The sequence below is a fragment of the Pseudomonas sp. TUM25319 genome (assembly GCF_056388475.1).
Genome location: NZ_CM150751.1, coordinates 5,798,557 through 5,823,416 on the forward strand (window position 1 = coordinate 5,798,557; position 24,860 = coordinate 5,823,416).

Sequence of the window (24,860 nt, forward strand, 5' to 3'; positions counted from 1 at the left end):
TGTCGGATCCCGGTGCCAGACGCCCGCAGGCGTTGACACCCTCTGAAAGACTGTTGCTGCGACAGCCGTTAACACACTGGCAACGTAGCCGCGTGCGCGTTATGCAAACTGCACTAACAGCCTCGCGAAAAAGCCAGCGTCAAACTTTGATCAACAGGTAGCACTGTGACGAAAGACGAACTGCGCGCGGAACTTGAGCGCCAGGAACAACGTTACAAGGAAGTTTACGGCGGTGAAGTCACCACTTATGCCGCTCAGCCCGACCCGGAACGCAAGCCCTGGCGCAAACGTGCCACGGTCATGGATCAGGTGTTCGCCGAAGAACTGCGCAAGATCGAGCAGGAGCGCAAACCCGACGAGCCTTGACGGCAGTCCTCAGTTGATGCACGACCGTCCCGGCACCTTGAACAGGTGCCGCGGGTCCATCATTGCGCGTCAGAAGATGAAACCGTAACGGATTCTCACAAATTTCATACGTTCGTTTGAAACCTTTCTGACATCCCGTATTCATCTCGTTGCCATCATAAATCCACATTTTCAGCGCTTTTTCGCGAGATTTTCCGGCTACCGTCTGTCCGCCCGCCGGAACGGAACTTTAGCTGAAGCGCTCAACCGGTCGGCAGCCAGTGCATTGATTACCGGGGATTTCTGGCATAATCGCGCCCCCTTATGACCGGGTCAGAAAACCTTCATGATCGAATTATTCAGCGGACTTGATGCGTGGGTACTGGTGAGCCTCATCCTCGCCTTGACCTTCGTACTCGCCTTCGAGTTCATCAATGGCTTTCATGACACCGCAAACGCGGTCGCGACAGTCATCTATACCAAAGCCATGCCGCCCCAACTGGCGGTGTTCGCTTCCGGTGTCTTCAACTTCCTCGGCGTGTTGCTGGGCGGCGTCGGTGTCGCCTACGCAATCGTTCACCTGTTGCCGGTGGAACTGCTGATCAACGTCAACACCGGACACGGCCTGGCCATGGTCTTCTCGCTGCTGGCCGCAGCCATCGCCTGGAACCTGGGCACCTGGTATTTCGGCATTCCGGCGTCCAGTTCGCACACCCTGATCGGCTCGATCCTCGGCGTGGGCCTGGCCAACGCCCTGCTCAACGACATTCCGCTGGGTGACGGCGTGAACTGGCAGAAAGCGATCGACATCGGCATGTCGCTGGTGCTCTCGCCCATGGCCGGCTTCGCCGTGGCCGCGCTGGTATTGCTCGGCCTGAAATGGTGGCGCCCGCTGTCGAAGATGCACAAGACGCCGGAACAGCGCCGCATGCTCGACGACAAGAAGCACCCGCCATTCTGGAACCGCCTGGTACTGATCATGTCGGCCATGGGCGTGAGCTTCGTCCACGGCTCCAACGACGGTCAGAAAGGCATCGGCCTGATCATGCTGGTATTGATCGGTATCGTGCCGTCCCAGTTCGTACTCGACCTGAGCAGCACCACCTACCAGATCGAGCGGACCCGCGACGCCACCCTGCACCTGAGCCAGTTCTACGAGCGCAACCACGACACCCTCGGCGAGTTCCTCGCGCTGGGCAAGGCTGCCAAGGGCGATCTGCCGGAGCAGTTCAGTTGCAACCCGCACCAGACCGAACCGACCATCGCCGCACTGCAGCAATCGCTGGCGGGCGTCACCGACTACCGCGCCCTCGGCGCCGAGCAGCGCGTCGAAGTCCGCCGCTACCTGCTCTGCCTGGATGACACCGCGAAGAAAGTCGGCAAGCTGCCGGGCCTGCAGGCTCGCGAGAAAGCCGACCTGGAAAAACTGCGCAAGGACCTGACCGCCACCACCGAATACGCCCCGTTCTGGGTGATTCTGGCTGTCGCCCTGGCCCTGGGCCTGGGCACCATGGTCGGCTGGAAGCGCGTGGTACTGACCATCGGCGAGAAGATAGGCAAGCAAGGCATGACCTACGCACAAGGCATGTCGGCGCAGATCACCGCTGCCTGCGCCATTGGCGCGGCCAACATCTTCAGCCTGCCGGTTTCGACCACCCATGTGTTGTCCTCGGGTGTGGCCGGTACCATGGTGGCCAACAAGAGCGGCCTGCAAGGCGGCACCGTCAAGACCATCCTGCTGGCCTGGGTCCTGACCCTGCCGGCGTCGATGGGCCTGGCAGCGGCGCTGTTCTGGATCGCGACCAAAGCCATGAGCTGACGCATCAACGCACAAAAGAAAGGCGCCCTGCGGGGCGCCTTTTTCATGTCTGCAGGAAGGTCAACGGCGCTTGCTGCTCAGCAACGACCCCATCAGCCCCCGCACCAACTGCCGGCCAAACTGGTTGGCCGCCTGCCGCACCGCCGACTTGATCGCCTGCCCCGCTGCGCTTTGCAGGAACTCCCCCGCCTTGTCGGCCAGGCTCTCTTCTTCTTTCTGGGCGGCCGCTGGAGGTTCAGCGGCCTCGCCTTTGCGGGCCATCAGCATTTCATAGGCCGACTCGCGATCGATGGGTTTGTCATAGCGCCCCACCAACGGCGACACCGCAATCAGCGCGGCCCGCTCCGTCTCGTTCAGCGGGCCGATCCGCGATTGCGGCGGCGCGATCAGCACCCGTTCGACCATGGCCGGCGTGCCCTTCTCTTCCAGCGTGCCCACCAGCGCTTCGCCAATGCCCAGTTCGGTCAGCACCGCCAGGGTGTCGAACACCGGGTTCGGACGAAAACCGTCCGCCACCGCCCGCAGCGACTTCTGTTCCTTGGCAGTGAACGCACGCAGGCCATGCTGGATGCGCAGGCCCAGTTGCGCCAGCACGTCGTCTGGCAGGTCGCCCGGCGACTGGGTGACGAAATACACCCCGACGCCCTTGGAGCGAATCAGTCGCACCACCTGCTCCAGACGGTCCTGCAGCGCCTTCGGCGTGCCGCTGAACAACAGGTGTGCCTCATCGAAGAACAGTGCCAGCAGCGGCTTGTCGGCATCACCGCGTTCGGGCAGTTGCTCGAACAGTTCGGCCAGCAGCCACAGCAGGAAGGTGGCGTAGACCTTCGGCGCCTCGTGGACCAGACGGCTGGCATCGAGCAGATGGATACGCCCACGGCCATCGGCAGCGGGGTGCAGCAAGTCCTCCAGTTGCAAGGCCGGCTCGCCGAACAACGCCTCGGCGCCCTGCTGCTCCAGGGTCGCCAGGCGCCGCAACAGGGCCTGGGTCGAACCGCTGGTCATCAACGCGGCATCTTCGCCGAGCACCTGGGGGTTGTCCTTGAGGTGTCCGAGCAGCGCCTTGAGGTCCTTGATATCCAGCAACAGCAGGCCCTCACGGTCCGCCACCTTGAACGCGGCGTACAGCGCGGCCTGCTGGCTGTCGTTCAGTTCCAGCAGGTTGCCCAGCAACAGCGGGCCCATTTCACTCAAGGTGGTGCGCAACGGATGACCCGACTGGCCATGGATATCCCACAAGGTGACCGGATACGCCTGCGGCCGATGGTTCAGCCAGGGCATGCCGGCGATCCGTTCGGCGACCTTGCCCTGAGGGTTGCCCGCGGCGCCCAGGCCGCACAGATCACCTTTGACATCGGCGGCGAAAACCGCCACTCCGGCATCGCTGAAGGCTTCGGCCAGATGCTGCAGCGTCACGGTCTTGCCGGTACCTGTCGCACCCGCCACCAGACCATGGCGATTGGCCAGGCGCAGGGCCTGGGAGACCGGTTTGCCGGCAAGGTCGCCGCCGAGAACGAACTGCGAAGAATCCGCCATGTTTTTTCATCCTCCATATAAAGCTTTGGTGTGAATCAGCCGATACCGAAGTGTGATTGATTACCTGAAAGTGAGGAAAAGCCCGACAAGGAAATGGGACATACGCTGCTTTCACGCTGCTCTTTCGTGCGAACGACCCGGATATCAAGACCTTAGCGGACCCAACACGCCATGAATAAAAACCTCCGTTTCAGCCACAAGATTTTGTTGGCCGCCTCGCTGATCGTCATGATCGCGTTCAGCCTGTTCACGCTATACAACGACTACTTGCAGCGTAATGCGATTCGCGAAAACCTGGAGAACTATCTTCAGGAAATGGGCGACACCACCGCGACCAATATCAAGAACCTGTTCGATGGCCGCATCCTGCTGGTGGAAAACGCTGTACAGAATATTGCCGCCGACCCGCAGAACGTTGGCAATCTGCTCGGCCAGAAAGCCCTGACTTCAAGTTTCCTCACTATTTATCTGGGTCACCCCAACGGTGACTTCACCATTCGTCCGCCGATGAAGATGCCTGACGGCTACGATCCACGCGTGCGCCCCTGGTACAAGGACGGCCTGGCCGCCGGCAAGACCATCCTGACCGAACCCTATATCGACATGAGCACCGGCAAGATGGTGATCTCCATCGTTTCGCCGGTATCGAGCGAAGTCGGTGTGGTGGGCGGCGACCTGTCGCTGGACGGCCTGGTGGAAATCATCAACTCGCTGAACTTCGGTGGCATGGGCTACGCCTTCCTGGTCAACGACCAGGGCAAGATCCTGGTACACCCGAACAAAGACCTGACCATGAAATCCATGACCGACGTGTTCCCGCAGAACACCCCGCGCCTGACCAAGGACCCGGTGGAAGTCGAACTGGACGGCAAGACCCGCATCCTCAGCTTCACCCAGGTCAAGGGCCTGCCTTCGGCCAACTGGTACATCGGCCTGTCCGTTGATAAAGACAAAGCCTACGCAATGCTGAGCAAGTTCCGCACTTCGGCGGTAGTTGCCACGATTATTGCCGTGGGCTTCATCATCGGCCTGCTGGGCCTGCTGATCAGCGTACTGATGCGACCGCTGCACACCATGATCAAGGCCATGGAAGGTATCGCCCAGGGCGAAGGCGACCTGACCCGCCGGCTGAACATCCACAACCACGACGAATTCGGCATGCTCGGCAAAGCCTTCAACCACTTCGTCGGCCGCATCCACGAGTCGATCCGCGAAGTGGCCTCGGCCACCGAGCACGTCAACGAAGTCGCATTGCGGGTGGTCAGTGCCTCCAACTCGTCGATGGTCAACTCCGATGAGCAGAGCAACCGCACCAACAGCGTCGCCGCGGCAATCAACCAGCTCGGCGCCGCCGCCCAGGAAATCGCCCATAACGCGGCCCAGGCGTCGCAACAGGCCAGTTCAGCCCGTCACCTGGCCGAAGAAGGCCAGCAAGTGGTGGACCGCAGCATCCAAGCGATGAACCGGCTGTCGGACATGATCTCGACCTCCAGCACCCACATCGAGACGCTCAACAGCAAGACCGTCAACATCGGTCAGATTCTCGAAGTGATCACCAGCATTTCCCAGCAGACCAACCTGCTGGCGCTGAACGCCGCCATCGAGGCCGCCCGTGCCGGCGAGGCCGGTCGCGGCTTCGCCGTGGTGGCCGACGAGGTGCGCAACCTGGCACACCGCACCCAGGAGTCGGCGCAGCAGGTGCAGAACATGATCGAAGAGCTGCAGGTCGGAGCCCGCGAATCGGTGGAAACCATGGGCCAGAGCCAGCGCCATAGTCACGACAGCGTAAGCATCGCCAACCAGGCCGGCGAGCGCCTGAACAGCGTGACCCAGCGTATCGGCGAGATCGACGGCATGAACCAGTCGGTGGCTACCGCCACCGAGGAACAGACCGCCGTGGTCGATTCGATCAACATGGACATCAATGAAATCAACATGCTCAACCAGGAAGGCGTCGAGAACCTGCAGTCGACCCTGCGCGCCTGCGCCGACCTGGAAGAACAGGCCGGACGCCTGAAGCATCTGGTCGGCAGCTTCCGCATCTGACCCCCTCCCCGTCCGGCGGCGCAATGCCGCCGGACACCTCTGTAACAAATCGAACAAACTATTCTTCCAGAAGGTCAACTTTAAGGCGCGTCATCGCGGCCGCCCGTCCGCCGCGCGACTGTCCACAAGACGATCCCGGAGGGATGCTGATCGTGCATATCGCCGACATCACCATGTTCTACGCCCCCGCCAGCGGCGGAGTGCGTACCTACCTTGATGCCAAACACCGCCGCCTGGGTCTGATCCCGAATGTCCGTCACAGCCTGCTGATCCCCGGCCCCAGTGCCCGCCATGCCAACGGTATCCACGAAGTCCCTGCCCCGCCGCTGCCCTTCGGCAACGGCTACCGCTTTCCCCTGCGCCTGACGCCCTGGTGCAACGTCCTGCATGAACTCCAGCCGGACCTGATCGAGGTCGGCGATCCCTACCTGACCGCCTGGGCCGCCCTGGGCGCGCGCCGGCGCCTGGACGTGCCGGTGATCGGCTTCTACCACTCCGACCTGCCGCTGCTGGTGAGCAACCGCATGGGCAACTGGTTCACGCCGAATGTCGAAGCCTATGTCAGCAAGCTGTACGGCAACTTCGACCGGGTCCTGGCGCCCAGTCAGGTGATGGCGCACAAACTGCGCCGGCTGGGTATCGACAACGTCCATGTGCAGCGCCTGGGTGTCGATCTCGTCACCTTCCACCCCGAGCATCGTGATCCCGGCCTGCGCGCCGAACTCGGCCTGGCCGACGACACTCGCCTGCTGGTCTTCGCCGGACGCGGCTCGCGGGAAAAGAACCTGCCGGTACTGCTGGACTGTATGCAACGCCTGGGCAAGCCGTACCACCTGCTGCTGGTGGGCTCGCACATGCCGGCCAGCGTGCCGGAGAATGTCACGGTATTCGACCGCTTCCGCCCGGCAGTCGAAGTCGCTCGCCTGCTGGCCAGCGCCGACCTGCTGGTGCACGCCGGCGACCAGGAAACCTTCGGTCTGGTGATCCTCGAGGCGATGGCCAGCGGCACGCCGGTGGTCGCCGTTGCCGCCGGAGCCTTCCGCGAGATCGTCGACCCTGCCTGCGGCCAGCTCTGTGCGCCGGGTGACGGCCTGGCGATGGCCAGCGCCGTGCACCAGGTCTTCGAGCGCGGAGTGACACCACTCGGCCTGGCCGCACGGCGTCATGTGGAACAGCACTACAGTTGGGACAGCGTGGTCAGCGGCCTGCTGGAGCACTACCGCGCCGTGCTGGGCTACAGCGACCTGCCGGTACGCGCCCATGCCTGAGCCACACACCCTGCACGACACCGAACGCAGCGTGCTGCTGGTACTGCACGACGTCGCCCCGGAAACCTGGCCGGACTACCAGCCCTTCGTCGAGGCGGTGGACGCCCTGGGCCGGATTCCCATGACGCTGCTGGTGGTCCCCGACTTCCACAAACGCAACGCCGTGGAGCACGCACCCGGCTTTCGCCAGCACATGGAACAGCGTCTGCTGCGGGGCGACGAACTGGCCCTGCACGGTTACTTCCACGCCGACGACGGCCCGCCACCACGCTCGCCCCGCGAGTACTTCATGCGCCGCATCTACACCTGGGAGGGCGAGTTCCACGCCCTGAGCCAGGAGCGTGCGCTGCGACGACTGAGCGCCGGTCTTGAGGTCTTCGAGCGGATGAACTGGCCTGTCACCGGCTTCGTTGCCCCCGCCTGGCTGATGAGCGACGGTACCCGCCAGGCGCTGCGCCAGTTGCCGTTGCGCTACACCAGCGATCCGCAGCACCTGTATCGCCTGCCGGACTTTACCCGTATCAACGCCCCCGGGCTGGTCTGGAGTGCCCGCAGCAGCTGGCGCCGCGGCCTGTCGAGACTGGTGTGTTCGGTTCAGGAACACCGCCAGCGCCAGGCCAGCACCCTGCGCCTGGGCTTGCACCCGGTGGACATGCGCCACGGGTTTTCCCGGCGCTACTGGCTGGACACACTGCAGCGGCTGCTGGAAGACGGGCGCGCCCCGATGACCAAAATGGCCTGGCTGGCCAGCAGGCCCGGCCCGTGAGCCGGATCGGCTGGCTGCTGGCGGCGCTGGTGATGGCGGCGCTGGTGCCGGTCCTGCTCGGCGGCAGCGAGATGCTGACGCGGCTCGAGCGCTTCCCTCCGGTCCTGTTGCTGGCGCTGTTCGCGATGATCGTACTGTGCTGGACCCTCAATGCCCTGCGCCTGCGCTTGCTGCTGGGCAGCCAGGGCGAACGGATCGGCCGCCTGCGCAGTGTCGGGGTGGTCATGGCCACCGAGTTCGCCATCTGCACCACACCAGGCGGCAGCGGCGGCCCGCTGACGCTGATGGCACTGCTGTCCCGAGACCGTGTACGCCCGGCCCACAGCGGCGCGGTGTTCGCCATGGACCAGTTGAATGACCTGCTGTTCTTTCTCTGCGCGGTGCTGGGCATCGTCGTCTACACCCTGTTCCACCGTCTCGGCAGCAGCGTCGAGGGGATGCTGGTGGGTAGCGCGGCGCTGATGCTGGGCGCGCTCGGACTGAGCCTGATGCTGGTGCGCTGGCGGCGTCCATTGATGCGTTTCAATGGCCGCCTGCTGAAACGCCTGCGCGTGCGCCCGCAGGTGCGACGGCGCTGGGCACGTCGCCTGCTGAACTTCTTCCGTGCCTTCAGCGCCACGTTGCACCTGCCGCGGCGCACGCTCATCCTGGTCTTCGGCCTGACCTGCCTGCACTGGGCGCTGCGCTACAGCGTACTGTACCTGGTGTTGATCGGGCTGGGCGGGAATCTGCAGTGGGTATCGAGCTTCCTGGTGCAGGTGCTCTCGTTGAGTGCGGGTCAGTTCAGCCTGTTGCCAGGCGGCGCCGGCGCGGCGGAACTGACGTCGGCGACGCTGCTCACGCCGATGGTGGGCAAATCAACCGCTGCGGCGGCCGTGCTGGTATGGCGGGTGGTCACCTACTACTTCTACCTGGTCGCTGGCGGACCGGTGTTCCTGTGTCTGCTCGGCAGGCCCTTGCTGGAAAAGATCTCCCGCTGACTGCGCCTGCCACAGCTCGGCGGCACCGGGAAACTCGGTGCCGTCCTCGCTGCTCAGCGCTTCGGGGTCATAACGGCTCAGGCAGCCCTCACCCAACGTGGGCGGGGCATGGGCGGCGGCTTTGTCCAGGGGATCGGTCATCGCTGCGCCCTCGCAGGATCAGTTGAACACGACGGTCTTGTTGCCGTGCACCAGCACGCGGTCTTCGAGGTGATAACGCAGGCCGCGGGCCAGCACCATCTTCTCGACGTCACGGCCGAAACGCACCATGTCTTCGATGCTGTCACTGTGGCTGACGCGCACCACGTCCTGCTCGATGATCGGACCGGCATCCAGCTCTTCGGTGACATAGTGGCAGGTCGCGCCGATCAGCTTCACCCCACGCAGGGAGGCCTGGTGATACGGCTTGGCGCCGACGAAGGATGGCAGGAAGCTGTGATGGATGTTGATGACCTGCTGGGCATATTCCTGGCACAACTGTGGCGGCAGGATCTGCATATAGCGGGCGAGCACCACGACATCGGCGCTGTGCTGGCTGACCAGGCGCGACACTTCGGTGAAGGCCGGCTGCTTGTCTTTCGGATCGACCGGCACATGGTAGAACGGAATGCCATGCCACTCGACCATGCTGCGCAGGTCGTCGTGGTTGGAGATCACGCAGGGAATGTCGCAGTCCAGTTCATTGCTGTGCCAGCGGTGCAACAGGTCGGCCAGGCAATGGGACTCGCGACTGGCCATCAGGACCACACGCTTTTTCTGATCGGTGTCGGTGATGCGCCAGGTCATCGAAAACTCTTCGGCGATGGGCGCGAACGCCTCGCGGAATCCTTCCAGATCGAACGGCAGGCTATCGGCACGAATTTCGTGACGCATGAAGAACCAGCCGCTCAAGTCATCGGAGTGATGGCTCGCTTCGGTGATCCAGCCATTATGGGACGCCAGGAAATTACTGACTTTGGCGACGATGCCGACACCGTCGGGACAAGCGATCACCAACCGATAGGTACGCATGCAGGGAGACTCCAGAACTTCGCAAAGGCGCACATTCTAACGATTGCCCGGCAAAACTACAGTATCGATGTGATGCCCGGCCTCACGCCGGCCGGCGCCAGGGCCTGACGGACACTCCTGCGGGCGATCGCTTTGCGCATTAAATAAGTTCTCCGCAATTCCCCGTGGCTTTTTGTAAATGTCTATCTCGACAATCTGCCCGCCGATTAAACATTTGCAACGTTCACACTTGCCGGTTTACTTGAGCAAATAGTCTGACTATTATTGCCTCACTGTTTATCTCGAACTACCTAATCCAAGGAACGCCGCATGTCCCTGATCAACGAATATCGCGCCACCGAAGAAGCCATCAAAGAACTGCAAGCACGCCTCAAGAACCTGGCCGATGACGAAAAGCTGCAGAAAGAGCTGGAGTTCGAAAAGAAGCTGCGCGAGCTGATGGGGACCTACAGCAAATCCCTGCGTGACATCATTGCCCTGCTGGACCCGGATGCCAAACTGAACAAGCCAGTTCGCGGCGCAGCAGCCAAACCTGCCGGCACCAAACGTGCCCGCAAGGTCAAGCAATACAAGAACCCGCACAACGGTGAAATCATCGAAACCAAAGGCGGCAACCACAAGACCCTCAAAGAGTGGAAAGCCAAGTGGGGCGGTGATGTAGTTGAAGGCTGGGCCACCCTGCTGGACTAATTCCTCGCAGTCGGTTGCCTTCATAAAAAACGCCAGCATTCGCTGGCGTTTTTTTATTTACCAATTCTTTACAAAGATTACAGACCCAGGCGCTGCCTGACGCCCTGCGCGTGCTGTCGCCATTCCAGCAACAGCCCCTTCTGTGCACCATCGCTGTGCGCCAGCGCCTCCGCCAGAGCCGCTTCGAACGCCGCCAGCGTATGCGGCGCCCCCATCGATTCCTGAGTCAGGCGCTGCTGGCAGAACGCTCGCCACTGCGACTTCTCTTCTTCACTCAGGGTTGTAGGAAAGTTTCGCGCTCTATATCGGAACAACAACTCGGACAACCTCGGATCGTCGAACATCCAGCGTCCATTGGCCAATTGAGCCGGGTCGACAGTGCGTACCTGCTCGCACAGACGACGATCACGCTCACCGAAGAATCCGTCATATAGCTGTTGTTCAGGGTCTTCGCTCGGCTCGAACTCCCCCGAAGAATAAATTGACGCCAATTTATTTTCCCACTCGGCTTTCGACGCAATCAGCGCTTCACTTCGCTGTCGCAGGAGTGACATATCCAGGCCCAGTCGCTGCCGATCTTCCTCGCGCAATACCGACATTGGCGCGACAACCGGGCAACGGTTGATATGGACCAACTTGAGTGGAACTGGCAACTGTCCGTCAGGCATTTCCTCACGCCGCGTGTATAAACGCGCTCGTAATACTTCGGAATCCTCCGTCAACAATGGCGCAATGTCCTGCTGAAGATCGCAAACAATCAGGGCGTTGCGATTGACCGGATGCCAGCCCAGCGGCAGCACCACACCCAGGTAATTGCGTGCAGCCGAAAAACGTCCTGAGATATGTACCAGCGGCTGAAACAGGCGGATCTGCTCCAGCACTTTATGCTTGCTGCGCAGTGCGAACAGCCAGTCATACAGCTTCGGTTGTTTCTGCCGGATCAGGCGGGCCAGGGCAATGGTCGCGCGTACATCCGACAGCGCCTCGTGAGCCTGGCCATGATCGATGCCGTTGGCTGCACTGAGCAGTTCCAGGCGCAGGCTGACCTTGCCCTCCACCTCCGGCCACTGGATCCCCTCGGGCCGCAGCGCATAGGCAGTCCGCACGGTATCGATCAGGTCCCAGCGGCTGTTTCCGCCTTGCCACTCCCGGGCATAGGGGTCGAAGAAATTGCGGTAGAGGCTGTAGCGGGTCACCTCATCGTCGAAACGCAGTGTGTTGTAGCCCGCGCCACAGGTACCGGGACGGGACAGCTCGGCATGCACCCGGGTCATGAAGTCAGCCTCTGCCAGGCCGTCCCGGGCCAGTTGCGCCGGAGTGATGCCCGTGATCAGGCAGGCGGCCGGATGCGGCAGGATATCGTCGCTGGGCTGGCAAAACAGGTTCACCGGCGCCTCGATCTCGTTGAGGTCCAGATCCGTGCGCACGCCCGCGACCTGCAACGGCCGGTCGCAGCGTGTGTTGATGCCGGTGGTTTCGTAGTCGTGCCAGAAAATGGAGCTCAAAGCGGCGTCGTCCTGAACGGGGAAGTCGCCGGAGTCTACCTTATGCCGACGCGCCCAACGGCCGGAAACTGAAATAGGCGCGCAAGGCCGCAACCAGCTGGTCGTACTCCCGCGGCGCCTGCAACAGCATGAAACCGGAGTCGTAGAAGCCCGGGCTTTCGTCTTCGTGACACCACAGGCAACTGGCTGTCAGGTTGACCCGCTGCCACGTACCGGCACGACCGGGAATCCTGAGCTGCAATTCGAAATCAGGCCCGACCAGCAGGGGCAAGGTGCTGATCAGCATCAGGCCGTCCTCCGACGCATTGCCCAGATAACCGATGGGCTGGTCGGTGAAACGGTTGAATACCTTGAGGAAACAAGGGAGCAGGTGACGCTCTATTCGGCGCTCGGTATACATGGCAAGGATCGCAATGGATAACCCTTAGAGCAGGGTCGCGCTAGTGCCGCTCTTGTACAGGTGCACGCTCTTTGTACACAGTCTGTTTCATTGAGAGTAGCGCAGACTGGTACAAAGGTTCCACAGCAAAATGTCCGGTTGCCGGATCAGCGCAGAGGCGCCGCCACCACCGGGCTGGTCAGCGCAGGATCACCGGCGCGGTAGTGCCCCAGTTGCTCCAGCGTCTGCAGGCGGGCCCTGGCACGGTAGGCGTACTCGTTCCCCGGGTACTGCTGGATGATGAACTGATAGGTCTGCGCCGCATCGACGAACAGCTTCTGCCGCTCCAGGCATTGCCCGCGCAACAGCGAGGCTTCCGGCCGGATGAACGGGCGCGCGCGGCTGGTGCGATCGACCTGGGACAGCTCGAGCATCACGCGCTCGCAATTGCCCCGGTCGTAGGCGCGGTAGGCATTGTTCAGATGGTGGTCCATGGACCAGCGGGTGCAGCCGACGACACTGGTCGCCAGCGCCAGGACAATAAGGGCTCGCATGGGGGGATCTCCTTTGACAGGCACTGTATCGGCCACTGGAAGCAATTCTTCAGTCTTCGGCGTCGGGCCTCAAGCGCCATGTGAAAAACCGCTTCGCTCTTTCTTGTAACTTGCCGCTTGTAGCTTGCAGCTGCGCAGCCCGTTCAAACGCCTCCCTGCCCCCTCCCAAGGTAGTGCAAAGGAACAATGACTACAGCGTTTTTCCGGAGTAGCCTTTCGCTGCGCTTCACTACAGGAGTCTGTGCATGACCATCCGCCGTACCAAAATCGTCGCCACCCTCGGCCCCGCCAGCAATTCACCGGAAGTAATCGAACAGCTGATCCTCGCCGGCCTGGATGTCGCCCGCCTGAACTTCTCCCACGGCACCCCGGACGAGCACAAGGCCCGTGCCCGGCTGATCCGTGAGACCGCTGCTCGCCACGGCCGCCATGTGGCGCTGCTGGGCGACCTGCAAGGTCCGAAAATCCGTATCGCCAAGTTCGCCAACAAGCGTATCGAACTCAAAGTGGGCGACCGCTTCACCTTCTCCACCGCGCACCCGCTGACCTCCGGCACTCAGGAAATCGTCGGTATCGACTACCCGGACCTGGTCAAGGATTGCGGTGTCGGTGACGAACTGCTGCTCGATGACGGCCGCGTGGTCATGCGCGTCGAGACGGCCACCGAAGACTCCCTGCACTGCGTGGTACTGATCGGCGGTCCGCTGTCCGACCACAAGGGCATCAACCGCAAGGGTGGCGGCCTGACCGCACCGGCCCTGACCGAGAAAGACAAGGCCGACATCAAGCTGGCTGCGGAGATGGACCTGGACTACCTGGCCGTGTCCTTCCCTCGCGACGCTTCCGACATGGAATACGCCCGTCGCCTGCGCGATGAAGCCGGCGGCACCGCCTGGCTGGTGGCCAAGATCGAACGCGCCGAAGCCGTGGCCGACGACGAGACCCTCGATGGCCTGATCCGTGCCAGTGACGCGGTGATGGTGGCCCGTGGCGACCTTGGCGTGGAAATCGGCGATGCCGAGCTGGTGGGCATCCAGAAGAAGATCATTCTGCACGCACGTCGTCACAACAAGGCGGTGATCGTTGCGACCCAGATGATGGAGTCGATGATCCAGAACCCGATGCCGACCCGCGCGGAAGTGTCCGACGTGTCCAACGCCGTACTGGACTACACCGACGCCGTCATGCTGTCGGCCGAAAGTGCCGCTGGTGCCTACCCGCTCGAAGCGGTCCAGGCCATGGCGCGGATCTGCCTCGGCGCTGAAAAGCACCCGACCAGCAAGACTTCCAGCCACCGCATGGGCACCCAGTTCAGCCGCTGCGACGAAAGCATCGCGCTGGCCGCCATGTACACCGCCAACCACTTCCCGGGTGTCAAGGCGATCATCGCCCTGACCGAAAGCGGCTACACCCCGCTGATCATGTCGCGGATCCGTTCCTCGATCCCGATTTTCGCCTTCTCCCCGCACCGCGAAACCCAGGCCCGCGTGGCCATGTTCCGCGGCGTCTACACCGTGCCGTTCGACCCGGCCGCACTGCCGCCGGAAAAAGTCAGCCAGGCTGCGGTGGACGAGTTGCTCAAACGCGGCGTCGTCGAGCAGGGTGACTGGGTGATCCTGACCAAGGGTGACAGCTACCACACCATCGGTGGCACCAATGGCATGAAGATCCTGCACGTGGGCGATCCACTGGTCTGACCCTGCTGCTGTCAATGAAAACGCCCGGCTTTGAGCCGGGCGTTTTTGTTTGCCTTGAGGCATCGGTCACTGCCTGAGCAGTTCAGATCTTTGTGGGAGTACCGGTTTGTGGCCGATCGCGGCTGAAGCCGCTCCCACCCTGATTCGTCAGGCGTGCCCCACAAACAGATCGGAGAACACCTGGTTGCGCGGCACCCCCGCCAGGAACAGCCGGCGCGAGAATTCCTCCACACTCCCCGGCGCCCCACACACCAGTGCCACCGTCTGTCGTGACTGCACCCGCAGCGCCGACAACGCCATCGGCAACTCGGTCGGCGTCAGCAGTTCCACCTGCAACTGCGGATGCAGCGCCGCCTTCTTCCTCAATGCTTCAGCCAGGTAATGCCCCTCGCCGTCCCGTGCCAGATGCAGAACCCGGATCGGCCCGCGATGTTCCTGGCGCAACGCCTCGCGCAGGATGCCCCACAACGGCGCAAGCCCGGTGCCGGCCGCCAGCAGCCAGAGCGGCCGCTCCTGCCAGTCCGGATCGTAGTGCAGCGCGCCGGCACGCAGGTCACCCAGGCGCAATTCGTCCCCCACCAGCAACCCGCGCAGCGAAGAACAGAACGCTCCCGGCTGTCGGCAATCGATATGAAACTCCAGCCACGGATCCTCGCCCGGCACGCTCGCCAGCGAGTACGGCCGGGCCACGCCCTCGGCATTCCACAGCAGCACATGCTGCCCCACCTGATAGCGCAGGCCGTTCAACGGTTGCAGGCGTAAACGCAGAACGTCGCCGCCCAACCAGTCCGCCGCCAGCACCCGGGCCGGCTGGCCGTCGCGGCGCGGGTCGAACAGCTCGATCCGCAGGTCCGTCGCCACCCGGCACTGGCACGACAAGCGCCAGCCTGCGTCCCGCTGCACCAGGCTGAGCGCCGAAGGACTGGCATCCAGGGGCTCGCCCTCGACACAGCGCACCAGACAGGCGTGGCAACTGCCAGCGCGGCAGCTGTAGGGCACGTTGCAGCCGGCATCGTTGAGGGCGTCGAGCAGGTTGCTGCCGCTCGCCACCGACCAGTGGCGCTCGCCCACATGCAGCTCAGGCATTGCTATTCATCTCCTGGGAACATTCACTCGCCAATCTAGGCGTGTAACTCGGCACAAGCCAGAGCGACCAGCAAAATCGATGCCTTGCGATCACCGACCATGGTTGGACCGCTGGTGCGTGAACCAAACGCAGAGGCGCGCTATACTGCCGCGCCTTTTTTGCGTCGGACATATTGTCGCGGCGCTTCTGAAAGGTCGTTTCGACACCTCGGCCTGTCCGCGTCGGAATACCTATTGAATGTTCCCGTGTTTAAGAGGAGCGCGCTGCATGACCGTGATCAAGCAAGACGACCTGATTCAGAGCGTCGCCGATGCCCTGCAATTCATTTCGTACTACCACCCCGTCGATTTCATCCAGGCGATGCACGAAGCCTATCTGCGTGAAGAGTCGCCCGCCGCGCGCGACTCCATTGCCCAGATCCTGATCAACTCGCGCATGTGCGCCACCGGCCACCGCCCGATCTGCCAGGACACCGGTATCGTTACCGTGTTCGTCCGCGTCGGCATGGACGTGAGCTGGGACGGCGCGACCATGAGCGTCGACGACATGATCAACGAAGGCGTGCGCCGCGCCTACAACCTGCCGGACAACGTCCTGCGCGCCTCGATCCTGGCCGACCCGGCCGGTGCCCGCAAGAACACCAAGGACAACACCCCGGCCGTCATCCACTACTCCATCGTTCCGGGTAACACCGTGGAAGTGGACGTCGCAGCCAAGGGCGGCGGCTCCGAGAACAAGTCGAAGATGGCCATGCTCAACCCGTCCGACTCCATCGTCGACTGGGTTCTGAAGACCGTTCCGACCATGGGTGCCGGCTGGTGCCCACCTGGCATGCTCGGCATCGGCATCGGCGGCACCGCCGAGAAAGCCGCGGTCATGGCCAAGGAAGTGTTGATGGAGTCCATCGACATCCACGAGCTGAAAGCCCGTGGCCCGCAGAACCGCATCGAAGAACTGCGCCTGGAGCTGTTCGACAAGGTCAACCAGCTGGGTATCGGTGCCCAGGGCCTCGGCGGTCTGACTACCGTGCTCGACGTCAAGATCATGGACTACCCGACCCACGCCGCTTCGCTGCCGGTGTGCATGATCCCGAACTGCGCCGCCACCCGTCACGCCCACTTCGTGCTGGATGGCTCCGGCCCGGCCGAACTGGAAGCGCCGTCGCTGGACGCCTACCCGGAAATCGTCTGGGAAGCCGGTCCGTCGGCTCGTCGCGTCAACCTCGACACCCTGACCCCGGAAGAGGTACAGAGCTGGAAACCGGGCGAGACCATCCTGCTCAACGGCAAGATGCTTACCGGTCGCGACGCTGCGCACAAGCGCATGGTCGAGATGCTCAACCGTGGCGAAGAGCTGCCGGTGGACCTGAAAGGTCGCTTCATCTACTACGTCGGCCCGGTCGATCCGGTACGTGAAGAAGTCGTCGGCCCTGCCGGTCCGACCACCGCGACCCGCATGGACAAGTTCACCCGCCAGATCCTCGAACAGACCGGTCTGCTGGGCATGATCGGCAAGTCCGAGCGCGGCCCGACCGCCATCGACGCGATCAAGGACAACAAGGCCGTGTACCTGATGGCCGTCGGCGGCGCCGCCTATCTGGTGGCTCAGGCGATCAAGAAATCCCAGGTCCTGGCCTTCGCCGAACTGGGCATGGAAGCGATCTACGAGTTCGAGGTCAAGGACATGCCGGTCACCGTCGCGGTGGACAGCAACGGTGAATCGGTACACATCACCGGCCCTGCGATCTGGCAGAGCAAGATCGCCGAGAGTCTGGCGGTGGAAGTTAAGTAAAGCTGCTAGCTATAAGCTGCAAGTGGAAAGCAAAAGCGGTGGGGGTTTCCCCACCGCTTTTTTTTGCCCGGATGTCAGCGAGCCACGGCCTTGAGTGGCAGCGGTTCGACACCACGGCGCTGGCTCAGGTAGCGGATGCAACTGACCCGCAGGAACGAGGCGAAGTTGACCACCTCGCCGCGATACTCCATTACCTCGTCATACAGCTTGCTGATCAGCTGGTTGGTGGTCATGCCGTCGACCTCGGCGATTTCCCGCAACACATCCCAGAACTGGTTTTCCAGGCGCAGGGTGGTAACCACGCCACGAATGCGCAACGAGCGGCTGCGCGATTCGTAGAGGATCGGGTCGGCCTTGACGTAGAGCTCGCACATGGGCGCCTCCGTTACAGGGTGATGCGGGTGCCCAACAATCCGAGAAAGCCCGCCAGCCAGGCTGGATGCGCAGGCCAGGCAGGTGCCGTGGCGAGGTTGCCCTGAACGTGGGCCTGGCTAACCTCAATATCGACGTAGTGCCCGCCCGCCAGTTTCACTTCCGGGGCACAGGCCGGATAGGCGCTGCACTCACGGCCCTCCAGCACGCCCGCCGCCGCCAGCAGTTGCGCACCATGACAGACTGCGGCAATCGGCTTGCCGGCCTGGTCGATAGCCTTTACCAGCGCCAGCACTTCGTCATTGAGCCGCAGGTACTCCGGGGCACGGCCGCCGGGAATCACCAGGGCGTCGTAGTCCTCGGCCTTCACCTTGGCGAAGTCGAAATTGAGGCCGAAATTGTGCCCCGGCTTTTCGCTGTAGGTCTGGTCGCCTTCGAAATCATGGATCGCGGTGCGGACCGACTGCCCCGCCTGCTTGCCCGGGCACACCGCATGGACGGTATGACCGACCATTTGCAGGGCCTGGAACGGCACCATCACTTCGTAGTCTTCGACGTAATCGCCCACCAGCATAAGAATCTTCTTGGCCGCCATTTCACGATCTCCTTCGCGTGCTGTGGAAAGGTTCAGACACGGTAGTCGCAGATTCACCGGCGCGGGTAATAGGCAACTACTACATCCTCAATCCCGACGATCCAGCAGATTGACCACCACCCGGTCCAGCCAGCCCCAGATCCGTTGCTGCACGCGGCGCCACAGGGGCCGGGCGCGCCAGTCGTCGAGGTCGATCTGCACGCTCTGGCTGAAGTCACGGACGAAGCTCTCGGCCACCGCAAGCGTCAATGCCGGGTCGATGGCTTCGACATTGGCCTCCAGGTTGAAGCGCAGGTTCCAGTGATCGAAGTTGCATGAGCCGATGCTGACCCAGTCGTCCACCAGCACCATTTTCAGGTGCAGGAAACACGGCTGGAATTCGAAGATGTTCACTCCGGCACGCAACAGCCGCGGGTAATAGCGATGCCCGGCATAACGCACAGAAGGGTGATCGGTGCGTGGCCCGGTGAGCAGCAAGCGCACATCCACGCCACGGGCCGCTGCCCGGCGCAGGGAACGGCGGACTTTCCAGGTGGGCAGGAAGTACGGTGTCGCCAGCCAGATCCGCCGCTGGCCGCTGTTCAGCGCACGCACCAGCGACTGCAGGATGTCGCGGTGCTGGCGGGCGTCGGCGTAGGCCACCCGCCCCAGCCCTTCGCCGCTCACCGGCACCCGTGGCAGGCGCGGCAGGCCGAAGTGGGTCGGCGGCCGCCAGGCCACCCGGCGCAGGTTGGCGCGCCACTGGCGGTCGAACAGCATCTGCCAGTCCGCAACCAGCGGGCCCTGTATCTGCACCATCACTTCATGCCACTGGCTGACATCCTCGCCGGGATGCCAGAACTCGTCGGTGACGCCCGTGCCACCTACCCAGGCAACGCTCTGGTCCACCAGCAGTATCTTGCGATGGTCACGGTACAGGTTGCGCACGCCCCGACGCCAGCGCAGGCGGTTGTACCAGCGCAACTCGACGCCCGCCGCCTGCAAACGCTGGCGCAAACCGAGGGTAAAGGCCAGCGAGCCGTAGTCGTCGAACAGGCAGCGCACCTGCACGCCGCGCTCGGCGGCGCTGACCAGTGCCTGGACCATCGCCTCGGCGCAGGCACCCGCCTCCACCAGGTAAAGCTCCAGGTCGACCTGGAACCCGGCGCGGGCGATGGCGGTGAGCATGTCCGGAAAAAAGGCCGGCCCGTCGATCAACAACTCGAACTGGTTGCCGGAACGCCAGGGAAAGACCGGCCCGGCCATGTCAGCGGGCCGTGAAGATCAGCACCGCACCCACCGGCACCGACAGGTTGATCGACTTGAGGCCGGCAGCCTTGCGCAGGGTTTCCAGGCCCGGTGCAAGATCGAAATGCTCGGCCCGCAGTACCAGGGGTTCGAGGGTCACGACCTGGAAACGCCGCTCGTCCAGGCGGGTCGCCAGCAACTGGGCGTTGTAGCTGTGGGTCTTGCCATGCAGGGTCACCGCCAGCGGCAGGCGCAGTTCCAGCTGGGCGCCGTTGGCCAGGTCGTTGATCGGACGCAGATCGAGCCGGGCGCGGACGGTCGCGTCGGGAAAGGTCTCGACCGCGAACAGGTCCTTGCGCATGCGCTCGTCGCGCAGGGGGATGCCGCTGCTGACAGAGTCCATCTCGATCTCGAGTTCGGCCACGCCCTTGCGGTCGACCTTGCCGTGCAGGACCAGGAAGCGGTGCACTTCGGACACATCACCATTCTTGCTGGTAATGAAGGAAAGCCGGGATGACTCGTTATCCAGGTACCAATTGGCCTGGGCGGGAAGGGAGATGATCGCCAGCAGGGCGAACACGAGACGGAGCGGGCTGAACATGCGAAATCCTGAAACACTTTGGCCGTCAACCTTACCCGCCCGCCTTCATGGCAGCAAGCGACAGCCCTCCTGCGGACCGAGCCAGATTGCGCTGCTCTGCCGGCCCAGGCCGCGGGCGTCGACACGGCGACTTTGCGGGTCGTCACGCAGCTCGCTCAGCGGCAGGTACTGCTTCACATAGCCGTTGCAATAAGCGGCCTCGAATCCCATCACGTAGCGGCAGGAACAATATTCCTTGGAAGAGTAGGCACTCAGGATGCCGGGAAACGCCGACAGCGCCTCCCGCTCGGACCATCCCCAGACCACGAGGCCCAGCAGGATCACCAGCAACAAGCGCTTCATGGTCGCGCTCCGGCGAAGGCGGCGCGTACATGGCGCAGCAAGGTGTTGTGCCGGAAACTGCCGTCGCGGTCATCGGCGTAGCGCACCACCACCAGCCGCTCTTTTGGCAGCACATAGAGTGCCTGGCCCCAGTGGCCGAGGGCGGCGAAGGTATCGGCCGGGGCGTCCGGCCAGGCCGCTGCGCTGTTCAGCCACCAATGACCGCCCGGCAACGGCTCGTTCGGTTCGGCGACAGCCTTGTCGAACGGCTTGCGGTTGAAGGTCACCCATTGCGCCGGCAGCAGTTGTCGGCCCTGCCAACGTCCCTCGTCAAGCATCAACTGGCCGATGCGCGCCAGGTCCCGGGCAGTCATGTAGAGATAAGAGGACCCCACCAGTGTGCCCTGGGCGTCTCGTTCCCAGACGACCCGGTCGATGCCGAGGGGTTCGAACAGCGCCGTCCATGGATAGTCGGCGTAGTGCTCTGCGCCGACCATTTGCCGCAACGCTGCCGCCAGCAGGTTGCTGTCCCCGCTGGAATAGAGAAAGCGCTCGCCCGGCGCCGCAGCGACACCGTGCGCCGCGGTAAAGCCGGCCATATCGCTGCGGCCACGGGTGTAGAGCATCGCCACCACCGAGGATTTCAGCGGCGCGTATTCGTAGTCTTCCTGCCAGTCGAGGCCGCTGGCCCAGTGCAACAGATCGCCAATACGCACGTTCGGGTGGGCCTGCATCGGCGGATAAAAACGGGCGACCGGGTCGTCCAGCCTGAAACGCTGCTCGGCAAAGGCCACGCCGAGCACGGTGGCCAGCACACTCTTGCTGATCGACCAGGTCAGGTGCGGGGTGTCTGCCGTGGTCGGGGCGGCGTACTGCTCGAACACCACCTGACCGTCGCGGATCACCAGCAAGGCGTCGGTGCGCACGCCCTCGCGGGTCTGGTCGTTGCGTGGAGGGAAGGCGTAAGCCTGCAGGGCGGCCACCGCCGGCGGCTCGTTTGCGGTAGCGCAAAAAGCCGTGCAGAACGAAAAAGCAAGAAGCACTGCGCGCATGACCATGACCCGAGAGCGTGATCGGGCAAGGCTAGCAGTGGTTCATGACAGGAACGCTGTCGATAGCCTCCAGGCCTTCTCCAGTCGCTTGGCCCGCGCCGCACTGGCGATGTCGAGAATGCCCTGGTCGCGCATCCACAGGTCGGCCCACTCGCCTTCGGTGTCGGCCAAGGCCTTGTTGATCTCGTCACGCAACCCGCTGAACTGGGCGAACAAGCCGCCAAGCAACAGATGACTGGCCGGCGCCTCGGCGCTCTGACGGGTGCCTTCGGCGCAGCCGGCCAACAGCGCCATCAGCCGCAACATCAAGCCCTGCGACCAGCCATTGGCCCGGCCAATGCCGTACAGCCAGGCACAGAGGGCGCTGAGCACATAGAGGTCTTCGAGGGAGCGGAAGGGTTTGACGTAGGCATCCCAGCCATCACCGGCCAGCCGCTCGCACAGGGCCTGGTCCAGGTGCAGGCGGGCATGGCCCACTTCCGGCATCAGCGGCAAGGCCGGCAACGGCTCCAGGCGCACGCCCGGCTCGCCGGGATAAACCACTGCCAGGCTCAGTCGCGGCGGTTCGGAAATCGTTTCGCTGCGCGCCGCCACCAGCAGCCAGTCGGCATCCATCCCGCCGGTGACGAAGTCTTTGCTGCCGCTCAGGCGCAACGCCTCCATGTCCAGGCGCATGTGCATGTCGGCCGGGCGCACGCTGCGTTTCTCGCTGGCGCACAGCGCGCCAAGACTGGGCGGCGCGCTGGGCCAGAGCACCCGCAGCGCGGCCTGGTAACCGGTGAGAAAGGCCAGTCCCGGGGTCGGCATGGCCTGGCCGCCGAGCACCGCCAGCTCGAACGCCGACACCGGGCCCAGTTGCTCCAGCAGCGCGGCCCAGGTATCGCCGAGATCGTCCAGCAACGGTTGCTTCAGCGGTTGATCGAGTCGTTGCAGCCAGGCCATCGAAAACACTCCTTGGGGGCTGTCATACAAGCATCACCAAACATTCACGGGGGTGACACCCCGTCTACCTAGTCTGAGCTTGCACAACAAAGTCGACCGGCCGCAACCCCATGGCTGGCTTATGGAGACTCGCAATGACTCAGATCGCTCGCTCTGGCGACAACAGCACTGAACGCCGTCTGCAAGCCGAACGCCTGGTTGGCCCGGCCGCCTTGCGCGAGGCCCAGGCCCTGCGTTTCAGTGTCTTCAGTGGTGAATTCAAGGCCAAGCTCAAAGGCGCCGAGCTGGGCCTGGACATGGACGACTATGACGAGCACTGCCTGCACATCGGCGTGCGCGACCTCAACAGCGGCCGACTGGTGGCCACCACCCGCCTGCTCGACCATCGCGCCGCCAGCAGCCTGGGACGCTTCTACAGCGAAGAAGAATTCAGCCTGCATGGTCTCGGCCATCTGCAGGGCCCGATCCTCGAACTGGGCCGCACCTGCGTCGATGCCGCCTACCGCAACGGAGGCACCATCGCCGTGCTGTGGAGCGAGCTGGCCGAGATTCTCAACGAAGGCCGCTACAGCTACCTGATGGGCTGCGCGAGCATCCCGATGCAGGACGGCGGCGTGCAGGCCCACGCAATCATGCAGCGCCTGCGCGAACAGCACCTGTGCACCGAGCACCTGCGCGCCGAGCCGAAGAACCCGCTGCCCAATCTGTCGCTGCCCACCAACGTCATCGCGCAGATGCCGCCATTGCTCAAGGCCTACATGCGCCTGGGCGCGAAGATCTGCGGCGAGCCGTGCTGGGACGAAGACTTCCAGGTTGCCGACGTGTTCATCCTGCTCAAGCGCGATGAGCTCTGCCCGCGCTATGCCCGCCACTTCAAGGCGGCAGTGTGATGCAGCGACTGCGCGTGTTCGCGCGCATCGCCCGCTTGCTCGCCGTGGTAATGCTGGGATTGGGCATGGCCAGCCTGTTCGGCCTGTTCGAACGCCTGGGCATCAATGCCTCGGCGCAGCGCCGGCAGCGCTGGTCGCGGATCTTCATGAAGCGCCTGACCGCGGCCCTGCCCTTCCGGGTCAAGGTTACCGGCCAGTTGCCCGAGCAACCGATGCTGTGGGTCAGCAACCATGTGTCCTGGACCGACATTCCGCTGCTGGGCATGCTCGCGCCGCTGTCGTTCCTGTCCAAGGCCGAAGTGCGCACCTGGCCCATCGCCGGCTGGCTGGCGCACAAGGCCGGGACCCTGTTCATCCGCCGCGGCGGCGGCGACAGCCAGCTGCTGCGCCGGCAGATCAGCCAGCACCTGCAGCAGGACTGCGCGCTGCTGATCTTCCCGGAAGGCACCACCACCGACGGTCGCGGCCTGCGTACCTTCCATGGCCGCCTGCTGGCCAGCGCCATCGACTGCGAGATCGCCCTGCAGCCCATCGCCCTGCGCTACCTGCGCGACGGCCAACCGGATGCGATCGCCCCCTTCATCGGCGATGACGACCTGCTCTCGCACCTGATGCGCTTGTTCGGCCAGCCTTGCGCCGATGTGGAGATCCAGTTGCTGGCCCCCATCGCCAGCCATGGAGAAGAACGCGCCGCCCTGGCCTTCAAGGCCCAGCAAGCGATCAGCGAAGCGCTGTTCGGCAGCCAGGCCGACGCCCTGCCTCAACGCCGCGCCAAGGCTGCCTGATCACGCTCCAGTGCCTGCCGGGCGAACGCCTGCAACTGCGGATAGAACTGGCGGAAGTCCTCCAGCAGCAAGGGATACAGGGCTTCCACTTCCGCCATCGCCCCGGCCATGCCTTCAGGGCGTGACAGGCGCCGGGCGATACCGCGGAACACCTGTTCCAGCACGGCGAACTCACGGTAGGAGCCCAGCCAGTCATCGGCCGCCATCAGCGGCGCGATCCCCGCCAGCCGGCCGGGCAACTCGCGCTGCTCCCCCAGCACCCGATACACCCGCGCGGTGAACTGCTGCAGCGGCTGCGCAGCATAGTCATGCCAGTGCAACGCCAGGCAGTGATCGAAGAACACATCGAGGATGATTCCGGCGAAACGCCGCCGCTCGGCGGGAAAGCGCGCCAGGGAGGCCAGCACCAGCGGGTGGCTGTCGGTGAAGCTGTCGATGTGCCGGTGCAGGCGGATCGCCGCTTCGAGGGTGCGGGAAAAGCGGCCTTCCAGCGGTCCCTTGACGAAATCGCCGTAGAGACTGCCAAGCAATTGGTCCGGCTGGTCGCCGCCGAGGTGCAGGTGTGCGAGGTAATTCATGGCTGGGAGTGTAAGGCGAAATG

General features: G+C 63.5%; 25 protein-coding genes and 2 pseudogenes. 12 read left to right on the forward strand and 15 right to left on the reverse strand.

Going from position 1 to position 24,860, the window contains the following annotated elements:
* Positions 1–165: 165 nt before the first annotated feature.
* Both AC05QJ_RS26135 and AC05QJ_RS26140 read left to right on the forward strand, forming a co-directional pair.
* The gene (locus tag AC05QJ_RS26135; protein WP_476744125.1) at positions 166–366 is read left to right on the forward strand and encodes a hypothetical protein; all 201 of its coding nucleotides are present in this window, start codon (positions 166–168) and stop codon (positions 364–366) included.
* A gap of 325 nt (positions 367–691) precedes the next feature.
* Positions 692–2,164, forward strand: coding sequence for an inorganic phosphate transporter (locus AC05QJ_RS26140; RefSeq protein ID WP_476744126.1), 1,473 nt, complete (start codon positions 692–694; stop codon positions 2,162–2,164).
* A gap of 60 nt (positions 2,165–2,224) precedes the next feature.
* On the opposite strand, the gene AC05QJ_RS26145 is transcribed toward AC05QJ_RS26140, so the two are convergent.
* A complete protein-coding gene (locus tag AC05QJ_RS26145; protein WP_476744127.1) occupies positions 2,225–3,700 on the reverse strand; it encodes a helicase HerA-like domain-containing protein in 1,476 nt (491 codons plus the stop codon).
* Positions 3,701–3,928: 228 nt separating this feature from the next.
* Here AC05QJ_RS26145 and AC05QJ_RS26150 point away from each other — a divergent pair.
* The 5 genes and pseudogenes from AC05QJ_RS26150 to AC05QJ_RS26170 all read left to right on the forward strand — a co-directional run.
* A pseudogene (locus tag AC05QJ_RS26150) lies at positions 3,929–4,891 on the forward strand (cache domain-containing protein); the annotation flags it as partial.
* A 90-nt stretch (positions 4,892–4,981) separates the two neighbouring features.
* Positions 4,982–5,746: a methyl-accepting chemotaxis protein gene (locus AC05QJ_RS26155; RefSeq protein ID WP_476748010.1), complete on the forward strand. Its 765-nt coding sequence runs from the start codon at positions 4,982–4,984 to the stop codon at positions 5,744–5,746.
* A 143-nt stretch (positions 5,747–5,889) separates the two neighbouring features.
* Positions 5,890–7,014 carry a glycosyltransferase family 4 protein gene (locus AC05QJ_RS26160; protein WP_476744128.1) on the forward strand — a complete coding sequence of 375 codons (1,125 nt, stop codon included), beginning with the start codon at positions 5,890–5,892 and terminating at the stop codon, positions 7,012–7,014.
* On the forward strand, positions 7,007–7,780 hold the full coding sequence (locus AC05QJ_RS26165; RefSeq protein WP_476744129.1) for a DUF2334 domain-containing protein: 774 nt from the start codon (positions 7,007–7,009) through the stop codon (positions 7,778–7,780). Before AC05QJ_RS26160 ends, AC05QJ_RS26165 begins: the two co-directional genes overlap by 8 nt.
* A gap of 71 nt (positions 7,781–7,851) precedes the next feature.
* Positions 7,852–8,667, forward strand: a pseudogene (locus tag AC05QJ_RS26170) (lysylphosphatidylglycerol synthase transmembrane domain-containing protein); the annotation flags it as partial.
* On the opposite strand, the gene AC05QJ_RS26175 reads toward AC05QJ_RS26170, so the two are convergent.
* Together AC05QJ_RS26175 and purU are read right to left on the reverse strand one after the other, a co-directional pair.
* Entirely contained in the window at positions 8,638–8,901 is a 264-nt protein-coding gene (locus AC05QJ_RS26175; protein WP_476744130.1) for a hypothetical protein, read from the reverse strand. The pseudogene AC05QJ_RS26170 and the gene AC05QJ_RS26175 sit on opposite strands and share 30 nt — an antisense overlap.
* Before the next feature lie 18 nt (positions 8,902–8,919).
* Complete coding sequence (gene purU, locus AC05QJ_RS26180) at positions 8,920–9,771, reverse strand: formyltetrahydrofolate deformylase (RefSeq protein ID WP_476744131.1); 852 nt, start codon at positions 9,769–9,771, stop codon at positions 8,920–8,922.
* Positions 9,772–10,080: 309 nt separating this feature from the next.
* On the opposite strand from purU, the gene mvaT reads away from it, so the two are divergent.
* On the forward strand, positions 10,081–10,461 hold the full coding sequence (mvaT, locus tag AC05QJ_RS26185) for a histone-like nucleoid-structuring protein MvaT (protein WP_476744132.1): 381 nt from the start codon (positions 10,081–10,083) through the stop codon (positions 10,459–10,461).
* A 77-nt stretch (positions 10,462–10,538) separates the two neighbouring features.
* On the opposite strand, the gene sbcB is transcribed toward mvaT, so the two are convergent.
* The 3 genes from sbcB to AC05QJ_RS26200 form a co-directional block, all read right to left on the reverse strand.
* Complete coding sequence (sbcB, locus tag AC05QJ_RS26190) at positions 10,539–11,966, reverse strand: exodeoxyribonuclease I (RefSeq protein ID WP_476744133.1); 1,428 nt, start codon at positions 11,964–11,966, stop codon at positions 10,539–10,541.
* 40 nt (positions 11,967–12,006) lie between these two features.
* On the reverse strand, positions 12,007–12,366 hold the full coding sequence (locus AC05QJ_RS26195) for a PilZ domain-containing protein (protein ID WP_476744134.1): 360 nt from the start codon (positions 12,364–12,366) through the stop codon (positions 12,007–12,009).
* Positions 12,367–12,512: 146 nt separating this feature from the next.
* Positions 12,513–12,899 carry a tetratricopeptide repeat protein gene (locus AC05QJ_RS26200; protein WP_476744135.1) on the reverse strand — a complete coding sequence of 129 codons (387 nt, stop codon included), beginning with the start codon at positions 12,897–12,899 and terminating at the stop codon, positions 12,513–12,515.
* 245 nt (positions 12,900–13,144) lie between these two features.
* On the opposite strand from AC05QJ_RS26200, the gene pyk reads away from it, so the two are divergent.
* Positions 13,145–14,596, forward strand: a complete 1,452-nt coding sequence (pyk, locus tag AC05QJ_RS26205; protein ID WP_476744136.1) for a pyruvate kinase — start codon at positions 13,145–13,147, stop codon at positions 14,594–14,596.
* A gap of 147 nt (positions 14,597–14,743) precedes the next feature.
* Here the strand turns inward: pyk and AC05QJ_RS26210 are convergent, their stop codons facing one another.
* Positions 14,744–15,682 carry an iron-sulfur-binding ferredoxin reductase gene (locus tag AC05QJ_RS26210; protein WP_476744137.1) on the reverse strand — a complete coding sequence of 313 codons (939 nt, stop codon included), beginning with the start codon at positions 15,680–15,682 and terminating at the stop codon, positions 14,744–14,746.
* A 268-nt stretch (positions 15,683–15,950) separates the two neighbouring features.
* Between AC05QJ_RS26210 and AC05QJ_RS26215 the strand changes: the two genes are divergently transcribed.
* Complete coding sequence (locus tag AC05QJ_RS26215) at positions 15,951–17,474, forward strand: fumarate hydratase (RefSeq protein WP_476744138.1); 1,524 nt, start codon at positions 15,951–15,953, stop codon at positions 17,472–17,474.
* Positions 17,475–17,548: 74 nt separating this feature from the next.
* On the opposite strand, the gene AC05QJ_RS26220 is transcribed toward AC05QJ_RS26215, so the two are convergent.
* The 7 genes from AC05QJ_RS26220 to AC05QJ_RS26250 all read right to left on the reverse strand — a co-directional run bounded on the left by AC05QJ_RS26220 (position 17,549) and on the right by AC05QJ_RS26250 (position 22,584).
* The gene (locus tag AC05QJ_RS26220; protein WP_476744139.1) at positions 17,549–17,848 is read right to left on the reverse strand and encodes a ribbon-helix-helix domain-containing protein; all 300 of its coding nucleotides are present in this window, start codon (positions 17,846–17,848) and stop codon (positions 17,549–17,551) included.
* Positions 17,849–17,859: 11 nt separating this feature from the next.
* Positions 17,860–18,441 (reverse strand): DJ-1/PfpI family protein, encoded by a 582-nt coding sequence (locus AC05QJ_RS26225; protein WP_476744140.1) that lies wholly within the window; start codon positions 18,439–18,441, stop codon positions 17,860–17,862.
* An 87-nt stretch (positions 18,442–18,528) separates the two neighbouring features.
* Complete coding sequence (locus AC05QJ_RS26230; RefSeq protein ID WP_476744141.1) at positions 18,529–19,686, reverse strand: phospholipase D-like domain-containing protein; 1,158 nt, start codon at positions 19,684–19,686, stop codon at positions 18,529–18,531.
* Position 19,687: 1 nt separating this feature from the next.
* Positions 19,688–20,269 carry a YceI family protein gene (locus tag AC05QJ_RS26235; protein WP_476744142.1) on the reverse strand — a complete coding sequence of 194 codons (582 nt, stop codon included), beginning with the start codon at positions 20,267–20,269 and terminating at the stop codon, positions 19,688–19,690.
* Positions 20,270–20,314: 45 nt separating this feature from the next.
* Positions 20,315–20,611, reverse strand: a complete 297-nt coding sequence (locus AC05QJ_RS26240; protein ID WP_476744143.1) for an amidase — start codon at positions 20,609–20,611, stop codon at positions 20,315–20,317.
* The gene (locus AC05QJ_RS26245; protein ID WP_476744144.1) at positions 20,608–21,642 is read right to left on the reverse strand and encodes a serine hydrolase domain-containing protein; all 1,035 of its coding nucleotides are present in this window, start codon (positions 21,640–21,642) and stop codon (positions 20,608–20,610) included. Before AC05QJ_RS26245 ends, AC05QJ_RS26240 begins: the two co-directional genes overlap by 4 nt.
* Positions 21,643–21,684: 42 nt before the next feature.
* Positions 21,685–22,584 carry an acyl-CoA dehydrogenase middle domain-containing protein gene (locus AC05QJ_RS26250; RefSeq protein ID WP_476744145.1) on the reverse strand — a complete coding sequence of 300 codons (900 nt, stop codon included), beginning with the start codon at positions 22,582–22,584 and terminating at the stop codon, positions 21,685–21,687.
* A gap of 134 nt (positions 22,585–22,718) precedes the next feature.
* Between AC05QJ_RS26250 and olsB the strand changes: the two genes are divergently transcribed.
* A complete protein-coding gene (gene olsB, locus AC05QJ_RS26255; RefSeq protein ID WP_476744146.1) occupies positions 22,719–23,474 on the forward strand; it encodes an L-ornithine N(alpha)-acyltransferase in 756 nt (251 codons plus the stop codon).
* Positions 23,474–24,259 (forward strand): lysophospholipid acyltransferase family protein, encoded by a 786-nt coding sequence (locus AC05QJ_RS26260; protein ID WP_476744147.1) that lies wholly within the window; start codon positions 23,474–23,476, stop codon positions 24,257–24,259. The genes olsB and AC05QJ_RS26260 overlap by 1 nt, the downstream gene beginning before the upstream one ends.
* Here the strand turns inward: AC05QJ_RS26260 and AC05QJ_RS26265 are convergent.
* On the reverse strand, positions 24,235–24,837 hold the full coding sequence (locus AC05QJ_RS26265) for an acyl carrier protein phosphodiesterase (protein WP_476744148.1): 603 nt from the start codon (positions 24,835–24,837) through the stop codon (positions 24,235–24,237). The two genes, AC05QJ_RS26260 and AC05QJ_RS26265, sit on opposite strands and share 25 nt — an antisense overlap.
* Positions 24,838–24,860 lie beyond the last annotated feature (23 nt).

Coding starts and splice junctions, on each gene's coding strand:
- AC05QJ_RS26220 (WP_476744139.1), bottom strand. CDS start 17,848: ATGTGCGAGCTCTACGTCAAGGCCGACCCGATCCTCTACGAATCGCGC.
- purU (WP_476744131.1), bottom strand. CDS start 9,771: ATGCGTACCTATCGGTTGGTGATCGCTTGTCCCGACGGTGTCGGCATC.
- AC05QJ_RS26145 (WP_476744127.1), bottom strand. CDS start 3,700: ATGGCGGATTCTTCGCAGTTCGTTCTCGGCGGCGACCTTGCCGGCAAA.
- AC05QJ_RS26230 (WP_476744141.1), bottom strand. CDS start 19,686: ATGGCCGGGCCGGTCTTTCCCTGGCGTTCCGGCAACCAGTTCGAGTTG.
- mvaT (WP_476744132.1), top strand. CDS start 10,081: ATGTCCCTGATCAACGAATATCGCGCCACCGAAGAAGCCATCAAAGAA.
- AC05QJ_RS26155 (WP_476748010.1), top strand. CDS start 4,982: ATGGTCAACTCCGATGAGCAGAGCAACCGCACCAACAGCGTCGCCGCG.
- AC05QJ_RS26200 (WP_476744135.1), bottom strand. CDS start 12,899: ATGCGAGCCCTTATTGTCCTGGCGCTGGCGACCAGTGTCGTCGGCTGC.
- AC05QJ_RS26265 (WP_476744148.1), bottom strand. CDS start 24,837: ATGAATTACCTCGCACACCTGCACCTCGGCGGCGACCAGCCGGACCAA.
- AC05QJ_RS26250 (WP_476744145.1), bottom strand. CDS start 22,584: ATGGCCTGGCTGCAACGACTCGATCAACCGCTGAAGCAACCGTTGCTG.
- AC05QJ_RS26210 (WP_476744137.1), bottom strand. CDS start 15,682: ATGCCTGAGCTGCATGTGGGCGAGCGCCACTGGTCGGTGGCGAGCGGC.
- AC05QJ_RS26245 (WP_476744144.1), bottom strand. CDS start 21,642: ATGCGCGCAGTGCTTCTTGCTTTTTCGTTCTGCACGGCTTTTTGCGCT.
- AC05QJ_RS26225 (WP_476744140.1), bottom strand. CDS start 18,441: ATGGCGGCCAAGAAGATTCTTATGCTGGTGGGCGATTACGTCGAAGAC.
- AC05QJ_RS26175 (WP_476744130.1), bottom strand. CDS start 8,901: ATGACCGATCCCCTGGACAAAGCCGCCGCCCATGCCCCGCCCACGTTG.
- AC05QJ_RS26235 (WP_476744142.1), bottom strand. CDS start 20,269: ATGTTCAGCCCGCTCCGTCTCGTGTTCGCCCTGCTGGCGATCATCTCC.
- AC05QJ_RS26165 (WP_476744129.1), top strand. CDS start 7,007: ATGCCTGAGCCACACACCCTGCACGACACCGAACGCAGCGTGCTGCTG.
- AC05QJ_RS26160 (WP_476744128.1), top strand. CDS start 5,890: ATGCTGATCGTGCATATCGCCGACATCACCATGTTCTACGCCCCCGCC.
- AC05QJ_RS26260 (WP_476744147.1), top strand. CDS start 23,474: ATGCAGCGACTGCGCGTGTTCGCGCGCATCGCCCGCTTGCTCGCCGTG.
- olsB (WP_476744146.1), top strand. CDS start 22,719: ATGACTCAGATCGCTCGCTCTGGCGACAACAGCACTGAACGCCGTCTG.
- AC05QJ_RS26195 (WP_476744134.1), bottom strand. CDS start 12,366: ATGTATACCGAGCGCCGAATAGAGCGTCACCTGCTCCCTTGTTTCCTC.
- AC05QJ_RS26140 (WP_476744126.1), top strand. CDS start 692: ATGATCGAATTATTCAGCGGACTTGATGCGTGGGTACTGGTGAGCCTC.
- AC05QJ_RS26240 (WP_476744143.1), bottom strand. CDS start 20,611: ATGAAGCGCTTGTTGCTGGTGATCCTGCTGGGCCTCGTGGTCTGGGGA.
- pyk (WP_476744136.1), top strand. CDS start 13,145: ATGACCATCCGCCGTACCAAAATCGTCGCCACCCTCGGCCCCGCCAGC.
- AC05QJ_RS26215 (WP_476744138.1), top strand. CDS start 15,951: ATGACCGTGATCAAGCAAGACGACCTGATTCAGAGCGTCGCCGATGCC.